The organism is Dyadobacter frigoris (assembly GCF_005280585.1).
Classification (GTDB): Bacteria; Bacteroidota; Bacteroidia; order Cytophagales; family Spirosomataceae; genus Dyadobacter; species Dyadobacter frigoris.
In genome coordinates, this window is the sequence record NZ_SZVO01000002.1 from 537,775 (window position 1) to 553,358 (window position 15,584).

Here is a 15,584-nt window from a genome sequence, read left to right on the forward strand (position 1 = left end):
AGCGCAAGTTGCATTCAAGTAATTTCTGATTATTCCCAAAAACGATAAAAATGAATTTCATAAGCCGTAGAAAATTTATTCAGTCCACTGCAATTTCAGGGGTAAGCCTTAGTTTGCTGGATATAATGCCAGTAAAAGCCGCAATACAGGAAGGTAAAAGAGTTGGCATGATCGGCCTGGACACCTCTCACAGCATTGCTTTCACAAAGGCACTCAATGCAGCTGAGCCGAAGCCCGAATATGGCGGCTATCGCATCACGGCTGCATATCCGTACGGAAGCAAGGATATTGAATCCAGCGCAAAACGCATTCCCGAATACATTGAAGAAGTGAAAAAGCTGGGTGTGGAAATAACGGGTTCCATAAAAGAACTACTGACCAAAGTGGATGTGATTTTGTTGGAAACAAATGATGGTACGCTTCATTTGGAACAGGCAACGGAAGTATTGAAAGCCGGAAAAAGAATGTTTATCGACAAGCCTGTCGCCGCTTCGCTTTCAGATGCAATGGCTATATATGATGCCGCAAAAAAATATAGTTTGCCGATTTTTTCAGCTTCCTCATTACGCTACATCAAAGGCATTGAAAGCATAGACAAAAGTAAGGTGGTGGGCGCCGACACATTCAGCCCGGCACCTTATGAAAAGCATCATGTAGATTTCTACTGGTATGGGATTCATGGCGTTGAAGCGTTATACACGGTGATGGGAATGGGCTGTAAAAGCGTAAGCAGAGTCACCACGAAAGACACGGACATTATTGTCGGAGTTTGGGAAGATGGCCGCATTGGCACCGTCAGGGGAACCAGGTCAGGGAAAAATAACTATGGCGGAACTGTTTTTACAACCGACGGCAACTTGGTGCTTGGGCCATACGGAGGATATGAGCCTTTGCTGGTAAAAATTATAGACTATTTTAAATCAGGAGCAATGCCGGTTACGCCCGAAGAGACAATTGAAATCTTCACGTTCATGGAAGCGGCAGATGAAAGCAAGCGTCAGGGTGGAAAAAGTATTTTACTGGAAACCGTGTTGGTTAAGGCGCGTAAGAAATAGCATTGCTTTTATATAAATTCTCATTGTTTCGGCTGTTTCTCAAATTCGCCATCGCGTATAGGTTGAATTAAGCCGGATAGAAATCCCATTAAAATGTTTAGCTTATTGAGTCGTTTGCCGTTTTTTGTATGCTTTTTGCTTTTGTCAAGCCAAATATTTGCGCAAAAAAGTACAGCCATGATAGAAAGTGCTGTATTTAAAAATCCTCCTTCTGAATACGGAATTCGCTGCTGGTGGTGGTGGCTTAATGGAAACATTGATAAAGAAACCATTACAAGAGATCTTCAGGAAATGAAGGCGAAGGGATTTAGCGGTGCGTGTATTTTTGATGCCAACGGAGCCGACCAGGCTGGGAACGGTCCTGTTCCGCAAGGGCCGATGTTTGGATCACCCGCCTGGACCGAGCTGTATGTGCACGCAATAAAGGAAGCTGACCGGCTCGGGTTGGTGATGTCCTTAAGCATTCAAAGCGGCTGGAATTTAGGCGGGCCGGATATTACGCCTGCCGAAACCGCCAAACAGGTTGTTTTTTCACAAATTCAGGTTAAGGGATCATCGAATGTCCAGGCCGAACTGCCGTCGCCAAAATCAAGATTTAATTATTATCGGGATATAGCCATACTGGCAATTCCATTTAAATCATTCCCCAATCGAGCTCCCATATCGAATTTTGAAAACAAAGCGGCCAAAAAAGAAGTGGGCGGCTCGGCTCCGGATACGCGCTCTTTGCTGACCGATATTGCCAATGTAAACGAAGAAGAAGATGCGACTCTAAAGCAGGTGATCAATATCACAAAATACTTCAAAAATGGTAAACTCAACTGGAAAGCACCTGTTGGAGAATGGACAATTCTGCGGATCGGGTATACGCCCACCGATGCAGAAGTTTCAACATCAAGCGGGGAGTGGCAGGGGCATGTCATTGACTATTTGAGTGAAAAGAATTTCAACCGTTACTGGGATACCAACGTAGAACCTTTGCTTAAAGCAATTGGGCCGATGGCGGGAAAAACGTTAAAATATTTGCAGACCGACAGTTTTGAAGCTGGAGGAATCAACTGGACGGAAGGTTTTGAAAAGGAATTTATCAAACACCGTGGTTACGATCCGATTCCTTATCTGCCTGTTTTGGCAGGAAAAATCATTGAAAACCGTGACGTGAGCAACCGTTTTCTATCTGATTTGAGAAAAACGCTGGGCGATCTGATCGCAGAAAAGCATTATGGCACGTTCTCCAAAAGGGCACGTGAATTTAATATCGGTATTCAGCCGGAATCCGCCGGGCCGCATGCTGGTCCGTTCGACGGCTTGAAAAATTATGGATACAGCGATATTATGATGAGCGAATTCTGGTCTCCATCGCCGCATAGGGCAAGACCCGTCGACCGTTTTTTTGTCAAACAGGCCGCAAGTGCAGCCAAGATTTACAATAAAAAACTCGTAGGTGCAGAATCCTTTACTACGGTAGGTCCGCATTGGAATGACGTCATGTGGGCCGATATGAAACCGAGCGCTGATCATGAATTTTGCGCCGGATTGAACCTGGTTTACCTGCATACATTTACTTCCTCGCCAAAAGCCATGGGATTGCCCGGTCAGGAATATTTTGCCGGAACGCATTTTAATACCAATGTTACCTGGTGGGATGAGTCGATTGCCTTTATTCAATATCTGACCCGCTGCCATTATATACACCAGAATGGCACTTCGGTAGCCGATGTGCTGTATTATTATGGGGACCATGCTCCGAATTTGGGAAGATACAAAGAGGATGATCCTGCCAAAGCCCTGCCCGGTTTTGATTATGATCTGATCAACGAAGACCGTCTGCTGGCTTTGGAAGTAAAAAACGGTGTGCTGGTATTGCCGCATGGTGTTTCTTACCGGGTGCTTTCACTGCCGGATCATAAAACACTTTCGCTGGCAGCAATGCAAAAGATTCAGGATTTGGTAAAAGCTGGTGCAACCGTGATTGGCTTAAAACCAACAACAACGGCCAGCCTGGTAAAATATCCTGCAAGTGAGCAAATACTCAAAAAAGCAGCCGATGAATTATGGGGAAGCAGCACTGAAATTTCCGGAGTACGCAAAGTGGGTTCCGGGCGTGTTGTCTGGGGGAAAACAGCATCGGAGTTTTTACGATCAGATTGGGTTGATTTTGACATGGAAATTATAAAAAAGGAATCAGGCAGCACTTATGACTATATCCACAGAACAGACGGAGAAAAGGATTTTTACTTCCTAAGCAGCCAAAACAGGAATGCATCCAAAATCACGGCAGCATTCAGGATTACAGGCAAACAGCCCGAGCTCTGGAACGCGGTAACCGGTGAGACCAAATCAGCCGCATCATTTTACCAGCAAGACGGGAAAACCTACATTCCGCTGGAATTTGATCCTTATGGTTCTATTTTTGTTGTTTTTAAAGATGAAATCGCAAAAGATAAAAGGGGAGAAGCAACATCAAATGATGTACTTTTTGAAACCGAAACGACATTACACGGATCCTGGGAAGTGGCATTTGATCCGAAATGGGGTGCGCCGGCAAAGGTAGTTTTCAACGAATTAACCAGCTGGTCGGACCGCAATGAAGATGGCATCAGATTCTATTCGGGAAAGGCAGTGTACAGCAAATCCTTTGATGCAGATGCAAAGTTAGTCGCTGGCAATGCTTATCTGGATTTGGGAGTTGTAAAAGACATCGGAATCACCAAGGTAATTTTAAATGGCAAAGATCTGGGAATTCTTTGGGCTCCTCCGCTCCGCGTTTCTGTTTCGGGTATTTTAAAAGAAAAAAATAATGATCTGAAAGTAGAAGTGGTCAATACCTGGCGAAATCGTTTGGTCGGCGACCGTGGCGTGCCGCAGGAAAAACGTTTTACCAAAACCAATATTAAAATTCAGGACAAATGGCAGGTTTTGCCAGCCGGTTTATTGGGGCCGGTAAGGTTGTTAAAGGGGACGCTATAAGTGTCTTCGAAAACCGATAATGGAATTGCAACCTTTTATTGGAGGAATTTATTAGGCAAAAGATTTTATCTAATATGGGGACTCTTCCATTCCCCAAACCCCTTGGACCTTATCTCTAACTGGGGTGCCATAGCATCCCAGTTAGAGATAAGGTTTGATTCTACTTCATCGATTTGGGACGTTAAGCTACATTTTTTTCGTTTAGCAGCTTTTCTTCGAAAGCCAGAGGACTCAAATATCCTAGAGATGAGTGTCTTCTCTTTCTGTTGTACCACACCTCAATAAATTCAAAAATTGCCAATTTTGCCTCTTGTTTACTTTTAAATTCTTTATGATAAACCATTTCTGTTTTCAGCGTCTTGAAAAAACTCTCAGCTGGTGCATTATCCCAGCAGTCACCTCTTCGACTCATACTCTGGGTGATAGGTAAACCAATCAGCTGCTTACGGAACTCGTTGCACGCGTATTGAATTCCCCTGTCTGAATGGAACAACATCGGCTTTTTTACTGGGTAATTCTTAAAAGCCATTTTCAAAGCAGCTACGCTCGTGTCTTCCGCTTTCATTGTGTCACTCAGTGCCCAACCCACTACTTTACGATTTGCAAGATCTAGTATTGCTGTGAGATAAACCCAGCCTTCTCCAGTCTTGATATACGTTAGATCTGATACCCATTTTTCACCAAGGTTCTCTGCTGTAAAATCTCTATTAAGATAATTTTCAGACACTTGACAAGCATGGTTACTATCAGTAGTTTTTATGCGATATTTCTTCCGGACAATACTTTTCAGACCAATTTTTCTCATTACTCTGGCTACTCGTGGGCGTGATATCTGGAAACCTTTTGCCTGCAATTCCGCTGTAACGCGCGGACTACCGTAGCATCCTTTGTTTTCTTCATAAACTTCACGGATATGAAGAGATAATTCTTGGTGTCCCTGTTGACGTTTACCAATTGGATCTTTTAACCAATGATAATAGCTACTCACACTTTCGTTGAGCACTTTACACATCTTTGCCACCGGATAAATTCCTTGATTAGCTTTTATAAATCGGAACCGTTCCGTTCGCCCCTGGAAAAGATGCGTACCGCCTTTTTTAAGATTTCGTGCTCAAGTTTCACTTCTCGGAGCTCTCTTTCTAATTGCCGGATACGTTTTTGTTCCTCTGTCAAACCGTCAACTTTTTCTCGAAAATCAGGTTTATTAAAACTAGCGCGCCATTTACTGATACGCCCCGCATCTAGCCCGAGCTCAGCTGCTGCTGCACTTACCGAACCTTTAGCTTCTGAAAGTTCCACTGCCATCTTTTTGAAAGATTCGTCAAACACTCGTCGTTTTCTCATAGTCAAATTTAGTTTAAAAATTAAATCTGCCTATTTCTGCCTCCAAACAAATGTAGCAACGCCAATAAATTTATTTACGCGGATTGACCGTAATTATCTATCTAATTATCTATCTAATTGTATATCGTGGTATTATGGTTAGCTAAATTGTTATATTGTGTAAGTAAAAGCCTGTTGAAGCGAGTATTATGTGCTTTCTAGTAACTTAATTTTAAAGATCTTTCGGCAAGGAACGCTAAGCGCTTATGTTAATTATGTTAAGGCAAACTGCCCCGTTTCTGGTGCTAAATTACCATTTTGTTGACTATAAACTTAAAGCTTGAAACAGTAACTTGTACGTAGCAATCTGTGTGGGTTCTCAAAAGAAAATATGTATATTTGCTATGGAGGGTGAATCAAATCTGATCGAACTAAGTCATTCCAATCGGTCACCAATTCAGTCACCTGCTTGAGTTTGAAGTACCTGATAATGCGTTGCTAATGTGTACCACATGTGATCCCAGCGGGATCACAGAAGGGCTGTCTTCTATGTTGAAAAACAAGTCTGAGATTAAATTTGATACCACTTTCTCGAATTTTGGCAATATTTAATAACCTCCCGTTGAAATGTGTTAACCTGAAAGGTTATCTCATTTTAACGGGACCACTTAAATTCTATAAACCACACTTCTCTTAGTGAACATCTTTTTATAAAGAGTCACAGTTTTGTTATTATGCTATATAAATGCGGGACGCAAACTCAAAATAGTGAACAGCTTACATGATAGCGTCACAGACAGCCCCAAGCGTTGACCCGCATAATGGTTTAATAGACTATGCTTGTGTCAGGCCATATTTACTTGATATGGCTTTTTGTTTTTAAGTACGAATCTGACCCGGTTGAGCAGCTTTCGCGCAACTTTGATGATTGCTTTATTGCTATCCATCTTTCTGACAGCGGATTTGTAAGTCAGAAGCAGAGACGAATCATACCTGATGGACATCCACGAAACCTCGACAAGGATATATTTCAGATACTCATTTCCTCTCTTGGTATTGCGTCCCACCCGTTTTATTTCGCCGCTATCATGGCAGTTAGGGATCAGGCCAAAATATGCAGACAACTCATTTAGACCAGCGAAACGGTTAACATCCCCGATCTCTGTCAAAAGGATCATGGAGGTCAAAGTACCAATCCCTGGAATGCTCTTTAACAATTCAGGATTCTCTTTATATCTCGCTTGTTGTGATAATTCTTTAATTTGTTTGCGTAATAAAAGTGTCTGGATAGACAGCATTTGGTATTCGTCCAAAAGTACCCGAAGGCTTAAATTACCCTAGCCACCAGGGTTAAGCTTTTCCAGCCAATTAATAAATTCCTTTGTCCAGTTCTTTCCCTGGAACTCACCAGGGATACTCAGGCCGAAGAACATCAGAAAAAACTTTATCCGGTTCTTCACACGGGTCGCATCACGGATAATTTTGTCGTAAGTTCTCAGTAGTGACCTGTCCTGTTGCTGCTGTAAATCGGGCACGTATAGAGGCCTAAAATCTCTGTTCTTTAAACCTCTGACAAGTTTCCTACTATCAATTCTATCACTCTTTTGGCGTTTTTCCTTGTCCGTGGTTGGCACGTCGGCGGGGTGGATAACCATACAGTTGATCCCCTGAGAACTTAGTTCTCTTTGGGCGTTGAAACCTGCAAATCCTGCTTCGTAGACACATTTGAAATTTGCACCGGGATAATTTCTTTGTAAAAACAAAGAAAGCTTTTTACTGTCTGGCTCTTGGGTAAAGTTACGCAGTTCCATTTCATCGGACATCACCGTTACCTTCCAACTCTTCAAATGAGAATCGATCCCCACATAAATGGATTCTCCACTAAAATTCCTTAAATTAGTTTCCATGAGCTTCGGGTTTTTGTTATCACTTCTGTCAACTTAAAGTTACTGTGAAACTTAATCCGAAGCTTTTCTTTTCAAACATACAAACTCAAAAGGATAGTCTTTTTTTGCATTTATTGGTTTGTTTCTTCTTTCGGAATTGATTATCTTTAGGTATAAGCAAATAAGAAAAATGGGTAACAGGCAACCTGCTTTCATACCTTATCATCAACAGCAGTTGATGCTCTTAGCCCCAAGTTTAGACAGTTGATCCCAAAGACCATGCTTGCCGTTTGGTCAGTGAGGTAATCAGTAAGATCAATTTAGAGCCGCTCAATGCGGCGTATTATAAAACTGGTTCATCCAGTTATTATCCCGAGATGCTGTTGGTTTAGGGCTATGTTAGCAATATTTATTCAAGTGGCAAATTAGAAGTAGCTGCTTGTAAAGAGAGCATTTGTTTCATCGGTGCCGCCCTGGCGGTCTTAAAGGCAATTGTTGGGATAATGCGGTTGTAGAGATTTTTTAAAACTTTAAAAGCAGAATGTGTTTATCAAAATAAGTTTATCAATAAGCAACAAGCAGCGGTAGTCGTCTTCGAATCTATTGAAACCTGGCGGCCGCCGCTGCGGTATAATAAACAAAGGCTACCTTCTGCCCTCAAATACATGTCACCAAAAGAATTTGAAGAACTTTTAAATATGCAGAAAACTGCGGCTTAACAATTGTCTTCTTTATTGTAGCAATTCCAATGCAGTAAAATGTAATAATCGTGTTCCCTCTACTCCTGCACAACAATGGAGTGTAACGGATGTCGCAAATCTGAATAACTTGGCGAATTATTTTCTGATTGGTAGCAGTGCTTCCCTGCAGTCCTTCAAGACCTGCTTCACTCAAAACGTTGCTCGTAATAGTTCTTTATTCGTTGCTGTATTGATATTACTAGGAGATCGAAGGCTGTTGCCTTTTTACCTTGATGAGACCATTGTAGTAATTGTACTTGGCCGTATTATTAAGGGATATACAGTTGAAACAATTTAAGAATTAAAGCAATATTTGTGCGGAGCTCACTTGTATTGAACTAAATTGCTGGCCTAAAAATTTGATTTTATTCAAGGATGTAGTAAATTTAATACAAGATTGGCAGCCAGTTAAATCGTGGTGAGCAATTCGGTGATCAGACTTTTCTGTTAAATATAAGTTATTGAATAATAGATAGATACAGAACAAGTTCGAATCTATGCATCTCCGCTGCGCGCAACGATTGAAGAGTTACATGGCCTGCCACCAGCACTGATACAAACTGCCGAAAATGACGTATTAAGAGACGAAGGCGAAGCTTATGCCCGTAAACTAGATCAAGCCGGAGTTCCAACAACCAACACAAGGTACAACGGTATGATCCATGACTGGGGATTGCTTAACCCTCTTGCAACTGTTCCCGGAGTTCGCAGCTCAATTCATGAAGCAGCCGGTCAGATCAAAGCAGCTTTAAAAAAGTAATTGGTCCGATAATAATTCAAAGCAAAAATACCTGGTTTAATCCAAGACGAATTCTCAAGGATTGTGACATGTGCAAAAGACAATTGCCCGGTTAGTACAACACAAATTATCGGCCAATTTCAGTCAAGGCAGAGAATTTTTCATGATCGTGTCTGTTTTGATAGAAAAGCCGCCAGTAATGGCGGCTTTTTTTATTCACTATGTTGGTAGAGTTGCCTGAATTGCTGGGGTGAACTTTGCGCATGAGCAGAGAACATTCTGATAAAATAGGAAGTATCATCGTAACCCAGCTTATCCCCAATTTCCTTTACACTGTATCGAGTATGTACTAACAAACGTTTCCCCTCCAGTATAATGCGATCTTTGATGACTTCGTTAGAGCTTTTTTCACTTACGTGCGTAATCCTTCTGTTTAAAGTTTTTGGGGTGATGTTAAGGATATTAGCATACTCAGAAACCGTATGAAGTTTCCTATAATTGCCTTCTACCAATTGACTAAAGTATCTCGAGAATTCAAAATCATATCTTGAGCCTTCATCCGTCCCGGCATGTTTTCTTTTCCATATCCGGGTGGAACTAATGATGAGTTGTTTGAGTAACACCCGTAGCATATCCTCCATTGAACTCTGATCTGTCTCGAACTCACTTTTAATTGCTTCGATTACCCGTTGCATTTCAATTGTATCGCTCCGACAAAACACGTCTTGCTAATTTGGGAAATGTAACCCTGGCTTAATTTTCGAGATTTCGGAACTTCTCCCAGTTGTTTGGTAGCAGTTGATAAAGGTCTTTTTGTTTGTGTGACTGGATCCTTTCGAAGACATCTTTGAGCCATTCTTGCTCGTCAACGCCATTTTTCTTGCATGTTGCCATAAAGGAATACATAGCAGCAGTCATCTCGGCGGCTTGGTGAGAGCCTGCGAACAAAAATGATTTTCGTCCAATTGCAAGGGGTCTAATTACGTTCTCAGCGAGGTTATTATCAATTTCAATCTGGCCGTGTAACGCATACGCACTCAGGCCTTCCCAGCGGGGCAAGCTGTAAGCAATGGCCTGACCCAACGGGCTTTTCGGGATTACCAGCGGCAGCTGCTGGGTCATCCACTCCTTTAATTCCAAAAGGACCGGAACTGACTTTTCCTGTCTTAATTTTGTTTTTTGCTCCCAATCCAGTTGCTGCTGGCGCATTTGTTGTTCGAGAGCTTAGAGTAGCTGCATGCGTTCAAGCACATAAGTCGATCTTTCTTTATCATATTTAAGAGCGTCAACGAAGCGGTCCGCCGCCGCGGTTACGGCGGGAATGGGCCATGCAATAGACCAGCAGAATGTCAGGATGATTGCCAAAAAGCTTTTCGTAGACCGAGTACCCATCAACCTGAAGTATACCAGCATATCCCTCCAACATCTGCTTAGGGCCACTTTGGTCGCGACCTTTCCGGTAATCAAACAACGTAAGCTTATCACAGGGAGCATTATATATCCACATGTAGCCCTGATGGATCCCATTTTTATGGTCTCGATCAAGCACTTTTAAAGGGGACTCGTCCAATTGTAAATACTTCTGGTTGAGAACCAGCAGTTTTAAGAGCTCCCATAAAGGAGCCAGATGCTGCCACCCTTTCATGATCCAGTCAGAAGCAGTTGAAGCGGGAACATTTACTCCTAACCGTCTGTATTTGTCAATCTGCCGGTGAAGGGGAAGACCAAATACATATTTACGGTTCGCCGCGCGATCAACAACCATTTGAGCGATGACCGCTTCGGAAGGAATACCTTTATCAATTACACGGTCTGGAAGTGATGCGGTTATGATACCCTCACCATTTGCACGGGTATATTTGTAACGGATATAGCGCTTCACAAAAAACTCAGCAGGAATAAGGTCCAATACCTCAGTGACCTCTTCTCCGATTATAGTACAGCCGGTAACGTCTTCGGCAGGTTCAATGATGATGATCTCACGGCGTAAGTTCTCAGAGAGCAGCATTCTCCCCGTTCCCTTTTCACGTTTTTTAGCGGGAGCTTTTTCCTTTACAACGTCTGCGGCTTGCTGTGAAAGTTCTTCTTGTTGTTGCTGGTCGGCTCCCAGTTCAAACAGGTCGATCTGGTTTATATCTGTGTGTAAGCTGGCCAGTTTCTCGTTCTTCTTGCCAAATATATACCGCTTGTATTTATCAAGCTCAAAGTTCAGGGCCTGGATCTGTTCATCTTTCTCAGCGACCACTTTTTTATGCGCAGCAAGTGCGTTTTCATAAAGCAATTTATAGTCTGTCGCTGTATCCTCCATAATCCGAAGATAAGATATAAAAACTAGCTACACAACGTTATATGGCACTTTTAATAGCTTTTTTTACATGTTTAATTGCCCTAATTTGCATGCTGATAGCGTTTTCTAAGGCGAACTGAATCTAGCATTACACCCTGTAAAAGAAGTGTCAACTGCTGACTGGTGATGGGTATATCTTTGCCTTTTGGCCATTCAAAAGTGCCTTGTTCCAGTTTTTTGATATACATCGCAAAACCGTCCCGATCCCATTGTAAAAGCCGGATCTGCTTAAGTCGTTTACTAAGAAAAACAAAAACATCACCACTTGACGGATCAAAGCCCAGTTCATTTCGGACAAGGCCAGCCAGGCTGTAAATACCGAAGCGCATGTCGGTTGGACTCCGGTATAAAAAGTACCGGCAGCTGTGAGATAAAGCCAGCATATTAAAGAATGAGCTTCTTTATGAATGAAGCGTCGAGAGATCCGAACAGCTCTATACGCGCTCCAGATGGAAAAGTAATGGCCGCCAGCGCCTGTTGGTTTTGCTCAATTAAATCCGGTTGTTGAACCGGTATCTGACTGAACCCACCGATCGATACAACGGGAGCGGAGTTCTTGCGGCGGAACTTTTTAACCCAGTAATTGAATTTATGGTATCCCAAACCATTCCGATTGCAAAAAGCCTGTTTGCTTATGCCTTGCGTTTGCCACTGATCGTACAGCTCACGCATTTTTTCTGTCTCATTTTTCATGAGACAAGATTACCTAATATCCAAATCCGTTCAAATATGGTGTTTATCGGACGGATACTTTCAATTGAATCTTCCTTTGCTAAGCCCACAACCGGAATTCTATAAACGTTATGAAACAGGATGCCATCGCAGGCTACTTCTGCATCATGGATTTCTACACAATAAAAATCCCTGTTGTAATAAATTGCTGATCCTGAACAGTTCTCATCGAAATGAAAGTACTGATCTGGATTGATGAAGAATAATGTGTCTTGTTTTATCTCATAAGTTTTGAAATCTATGACCGCTGTGCCTGATTTTAGAAATACGATCTTAATAAAATCCGATAAATTCCGTCGGCCTACTTTTTCCGGTAGCTCTCCCCGGAACTCCAGATAACCGATTTCCTTCATGGAGAATTGCTTAAAATGTTCCATTGTTGCCGAGTACAAAAAGATATTTATGTTAATAAAGCTGTTTAATAGATGCTGCCAGATTAGCAATGACGGGTTGCCCGGCCGAATCTGTTTTTCTGAACTTGATGCCATAATTAAGCGGAGCAGCTATAAAACAGAAAAAAGTCTTTTTTCCTGAATGCAGTCCAACACCACTGATCATAATTGGTGAATTGATCGTTTGTTGATAGGTAATAATGATCATAAACATTGTGCCGTTGGCAGGCAGAATTGTCCAATTCAAATGCCGGCAGATAAATTAAAAACTAAGGACAAGTAAATTTAATATACCTATCGGTATATTGCAAATTCATGTTTGATCAATTCGATTGGCAACTCTAAAACAGTCATTAAAACACTGCTCTATTACCTTACGGAGATATTATATATACCAATTAATATATATAATGTGCTATTTTAGTTTCATAATTCAAAATCATATAATTAAGTATGCAGAAAAAAAATTACTCAATTGTGCACCTTCGGCTCACGACGGTTGGAAAAATGGAATGTGTTACACGGTCTCACTGCACAGATAAACTTTACCTGCGACCTCTGGAGTATTAAAGGGTATGAATCACAGTTCATTTATTTAAAGCATACGCGACTTGGATCTACATTGCCTGGCCCCCCGGCTCGAATTGATGACATCTGAGAGGAAGATGGCAAAAACTGGCTGTAAGTTTTTCGCGTTTGTGGCGCGTAACATGCGGCAGATTTATTTTTTTTATCAGTGGCCTTTTGCGGAAGCATAATTATTTTTCTAATGTCTTGGGAGTCGCGCCGGCTGTACAGTTTGTGTGCTAATACCGGGAGTTCTTCGGAATTATTTTTCCTGCGAACAGAATAGTATTTATTCTTGGCAATGATAGCAGTTACCTGCCAGATCCGGTATTGTACTGACTTCGAGTTCAGGACATTTCACTCAACTAAAAAAGCATGTTTGAATATTTATTTAATATTTATTTTGCAAAATATACTTTTTAGTATATTTTTGTAACACATTTAGATGACAATGACTAAAGCAGAAAAAACCAAACAATTGATCCTTGAGAAAGCAGGACTAATTTATAATGCCAAAGGCATTAATGGAACTGCCATTGATGATGTTACACGGGCTGCCGGGGTTACAAAGGGAGCGCTCTATAGTCACTTTGAAAATAAGGAGGACTTATCACTTCAAACTGCGGATTATCTTTTGAACAAAATTGCCGATGGGATAGCCCAGGCTATGTCGAAAAAAAAGACGGCCAAGGGCAAGATTTTTGCCTACCTCGATTTTAATAAATTACCTTTAAATACCTATATAGATGGCGGTTGTCCGATTTTTAATATGGCTGTAGAAGCCGATGACAACCATGCGCCAATCAAGAAAAAAGTGAGTAGGATGGTGAGCTTCTCTCAGGAAGGTTTTGCAAAGATCCTGAAAGGAGGCATAGAAAATGGAGAATTTGCGGACAATCTTGATCCGGAAGTAATGGCCTTCAAAATCTTTTCCGCTGTTGAAGGGGGGATCGTCATGTGCCGGGTTCTGAATACCAATGCACCAATGCAGGGGCTGATCAAAAGTTTGAAGGACGAACTGGAAAGGTATGAAAAAAAGTAATTTTTTTCGTATCAAAATATACTAAATAGTACATTTTTAGGGTGCATGCTGAAGCGATGAAATCAGTAGAAAAAGGTCATTTTTTAAATTTAAATATACTAAATAGTATATTTAATAAACAGAGCTGCATCAGTAATCAATGAATAATTAACATCAAATAAATAAAAAACAATAAAAACAAAACATTAGAACATGGAAACACTAAACAACACGATTCTGATCACCGGCGGTGGTTCTGGTATAGGACTTGAAGTAGCAAAGAAACTTTCAGCACCTGAAAACAAGATCATCATTGTAGGCAGGAACCTCGAAAAATTGATTTCAGCGGCCTCAGAACTTGAAAATGCAACAGTGATCCGTTGCGATATCACCATTGAAAGTGAAGTAGACGCGCTCGTAGAACAAGTTAAAACTTCATTTCCTGACCTGAACATCCTGATCAATAATTCGGGAAGTGCCCATCAGTTTTCCTTAGATGAGCATTCAAATGCCTATGAAGGAGCCCGGAAAGAAATGGAAATTAATTACCTGGCACCGATCCGATTAACTGAAAAACTTTTGCCTGTGCTGAAAAGCCAGCCGGAAGCAGCCGTAGTTAACGTTACTTCAGTCGTTGCAATCGTGCCTTGGGCTATCATGCCGACCTATAGTGCCAGTAAGGCAGCTTTACAATCTTACACCAGGTTGCTTCGGTTATCGCTGGCGAAATCTGAAGTTAAGGTATTTGAAGTTCTGCCTCCACTTGTGGACACAGATTTCACTAAAAATATCCCTACCGATAAAATGGCTCCCGCAGAGGTCGCAGATGCTATCATAAAAGGATTCAAAGAAGACCAATTTGAAATCCGAATTGGATTTGCAGATCATTTTTACAACGTTAACAAACAATCACCAGAAGCGGCGTTTAATACCTTAAACGGTATCTCTTAATCCTATAAGGTTAGATTAAGCAATAAACGATAACTAAATGATTTTACATGTGACAAAATATACTAAAACTATATTTTGTCACATGTAAAATTCCATTCGCTTACTGCCGAGCAGGATTTTCAATTCTCCCTGTTTTTCGATTTATTAAACCTTTTACTCAAAATTTATCACCAGGATCCGGGTTAAAAAATGAATATTAAAGACATAAAACAATTAATATCGGACAGTAAATGGGCGAGCATAGCGCCAGAGATCCGTCCAAGCAGCCTGGCAACACCCGGTGAAAGCATTAAACCATTTTACCTGACCAGAGAATTTACTTATCTGCCTGACGACACCTTTGAATTGACAGTGATCAATTTTGTAGATCCATACGGCAGTATCCCGCTTGGCCGAATGTATATCAAGGGACACATGAGCTGGCAAGGTGATCACCCGATCGCACCCGGCGCTCAAAAAGTTGATTTCATTGCCGACATTGAATATGAAGTAACACCACTCCATCAATCTTTCGCCGACGCAATGAATCAATATACCTCCGGATTTGATAGCTGGAAACAAAATGTCGGGCAAAGCATATTAGGTAAAGCATTTCCACCATTTGGACTCCAAAACGGAGACATTTTCAAGGAATATGATTTAATTTATATTAACTCCGATATGATGTTCTGGGGTGCAAGGAATGTAGATGGCAGGGGGTTTGACAAAGAAGAAAACCGCCCAACTAACCTACAGATCCCGCTCCTTAGAAAATAGTTATCCAGATCCCTGACCGTGGTTAATTGTTTCAAAAGAACGATTAAACAAGAGCAAAGCATCCTTGGGCATGATTTACAACTTACCAGTCAAGGAACTCCGATG

General features: G+C 41.5%; 17 protein-coding genes and 1 pseudogene. 7 read left to right on the forward strand and 11 right to left on the reverse strand.

The genetic code is table 11. From position 1 onward, the window contains the following. Positions 1-50 precede the first annotated feature (50 nt). Both FDK13_RS05935 and FDK13_RS05940 read left to right on the forward strand, forming a co-directional pair. Positions 51-1,055: a Gfo/Idh/MocA family protein gene (locus FDK13_RS05935; protein ID WP_137339066.1), complete on the forward strand. Its 1,005-nt coding sequence runs from the start codon at positions 51-53 to the stop codon at positions 1,053-1,055. Between the two features lie 177 nt (positions 1,056-1,232). Continuing rightward, a complete protein-coding gene (locus FDK13_RS05940; protein ID WP_229215919.1) occupies positions 1,233-4,025 on the forward strand; it encodes a glycosyl hydrolase in 2,793 nt (930 codons plus the stop codon). A 181-nt stretch (positions 4,026-4,206) separates the two neighbouring features. On the opposite strand, the gene FDK13_RS05945 is transcribed toward FDK13_RS05940, so the two are convergent. The 4 genes from FDK13_RS05945 to FDK13_RS05960 all read right to left on the reverse strand — a co-directional run bounded on the left by FDK13_RS05945 (position 4,207) and on the right by FDK13_RS05960 (position 7,255). Next, positions 4,207-5,073: an IS3 family transposase gene (locus tag FDK13_RS05945; protein WP_229215934.1), complete on the reverse strand. Its 867-nt coding sequence runs from the start codon at positions 5,071-5,073 to the stop codon at positions 4,207-4,209. Continuing rightward, positions 5,070-5,369 (reverse strand): transposase, encoded by a 300-nt coding sequence (locus FDK13_RS05950; protein WP_137339069.1) that lies wholly within the window; start codon positions 5,367-5,369, stop codon positions 5,070-5,072. Before FDK13_RS05950 ends, FDK13_RS05945 begins: the two co-directional genes overlap by 4 nt. 824 nt (positions 5,370-6,193) lie before the next feature. Next, the gene (locus tag FDK13_RS05955; RefSeq protein WP_170982721.1) at positions 6,194-6,661 is read right to left on the reverse strand and encodes a transposase; all 468 of its coding nucleotides are present in this window, start codon (positions 6,659-6,661) and stop codon (positions 6,194-6,196) included. 24 nt (positions 6,662-6,685) lie between these two features. Then, positions 6,686-7,255 (reverse strand): IS110 family transposase, encoded by a 570-nt coding sequence (locus FDK13_RS05960; protein WP_137339071.1) that lies wholly within the window; start codon positions 7,253-7,255, stop codon positions 6,686-6,688. A 509-nt stretch (positions 7,256-7,764) separates the two neighbouring features. Here FDK13_RS05960 and FDK13_RS36555 point away from each other — a divergent pair. Together FDK13_RS36555 and FDK13_RS05970 are read left to right on the forward strand one after the other, a co-directional pair. After that, positions 7,765-7,953, forward strand: a pseudogene (locus FDK13_RS36555) (IS3 family transposase); the annotation flags it as partial. Positions 7,954-8,467: 514 nt separating this feature from the next. Further along, positions 8,468-8,734, forward strand: a complete 267-nt coding sequence (locus tag FDK13_RS05970) for an alpha/beta hydrolase fold domain-containing protein (protein ID WP_310588124.1) — start codon at positions 8,468-8,470, stop codon at positions 8,732-8,734. Positions 8,735-8,925: 191 nt separating this feature from the next. Here the strand turns inward: FDK13_RS05970 and FDK13_RS36560 are convergent, their stop codons facing one another. The 7 genes from FDK13_RS36560 to FDK13_RS06005 form a co-directional block, all read right to left on the reverse strand. Continuing rightward, positions 8,926-9,408: a helix-turn-helix domain-containing protein gene (locus tag FDK13_RS36560; protein ID WP_137339072.1), complete on the reverse strand. Its 483-nt coding sequence runs from the start codon at positions 9,406-9,408 to the stop codon at positions 8,926-8,928. A 58-nt stretch (positions 9,409-9,466) separates the two neighbouring features. After that, entirely contained in the window at positions 9,467-9,922 is a 456-nt protein-coding gene (locus FDK13_RS36380) for an IS66 family transposase (protein ID WP_137339073.1), read from the reverse strand. Between the two features lie 76 nt (positions 9,923-9,998). After that, a complete protein-coding gene (gene tnpC, locus FDK13_RS05985) occupies positions 9,999-11,021 on the reverse strand; it encodes an IS66 family transposase (RefSeq protein WP_137339074.1) in 1,023 nt (340 codons plus the stop codon). 80 nt (positions 11,022-11,101) lie between these two features. Then, a complete protein-coding gene (gene tnpB / locus FDK13_RS05990) occupies positions 11,102-11,443 on the reverse strand; it encodes an IS66 family insertion sequence element accessory protein TnpB (RefSeq protein ID WP_137339075.1) in 342 nt (113 codons plus the stop codon). A gap of 1 nt (position 11,444) precedes the next feature. Continuing rightward, complete coding sequence (gene tnpA / locus FDK13_RS05995; protein WP_137339076.1) at positions 11,445-11,753, reverse strand: IS66 family insertion sequence element accessory protein TnpA; 309 nt, start codon at positions 11,751-11,753, stop codon at positions 11,445-11,447. Then, positions 11,750-12,169: a hypothetical protein gene (locus FDK13_RS06000; RefSeq protein ID WP_137339077.1), complete on the reverse strand. Its 420-nt coding sequence runs from the start codon at positions 12,167-12,169 to the stop codon at positions 11,750-11,752. The genes tnpA and FDK13_RS06000 overlap by 4 nt, the downstream gene beginning before the upstream one ends. A 28-nt stretch (positions 12,170-12,197) precedes the next feature. Next, positions 12,198-12,431: a UDP-3-O-acyl-N-acetylglucosamine deacetylase gene (locus FDK13_RS06005; RefSeq protein ID WP_137339078.1), complete on the reverse strand. Its 234-nt coding sequence runs from the start codon at positions 12,429-12,431 to the stop codon at positions 12,198-12,200. A 771-nt stretch (positions 12,432-13,202) separates the two neighbouring features. Between FDK13_RS06005 and FDK13_RS06010 the strand changes: the two genes are divergently transcribed. The 3 genes from FDK13_RS06010 (at position 13,203) to FDK13_RS06020 (ending at position 15,479) form a co-directional block, all read left to right on the forward strand. After that, positions 13,203-13,793: a TetR/AcrR family transcriptional regulator gene (locus FDK13_RS06010; protein ID WP_137339079.1), complete on the forward strand. Its 591-nt coding sequence runs from the start codon at positions 13,203-13,205 to the stop codon at positions 13,791-13,793. Positions 13,794-13,985: 192 nt separating this feature from the next. Next, a complete protein-coding gene (locus tag FDK13_RS06015) occupies positions 13,986-14,723 on the forward strand; it encodes an SDR family oxidoreductase (RefSeq protein ID WP_137339080.1) in 738 nt (245 codons plus the stop codon). Between the two features lie 189 nt (positions 14,724-14,912). Then, complete coding sequence (locus FDK13_RS06020) at positions 14,913-15,479, forward strand: hypothetical protein (RefSeq protein ID WP_137339081.1); 567 nt, start codon at positions 14,913-14,915, stop codon at positions 15,477-15,479. Positions 15,480-15,584 lie beyond the last annotated feature (105 nt).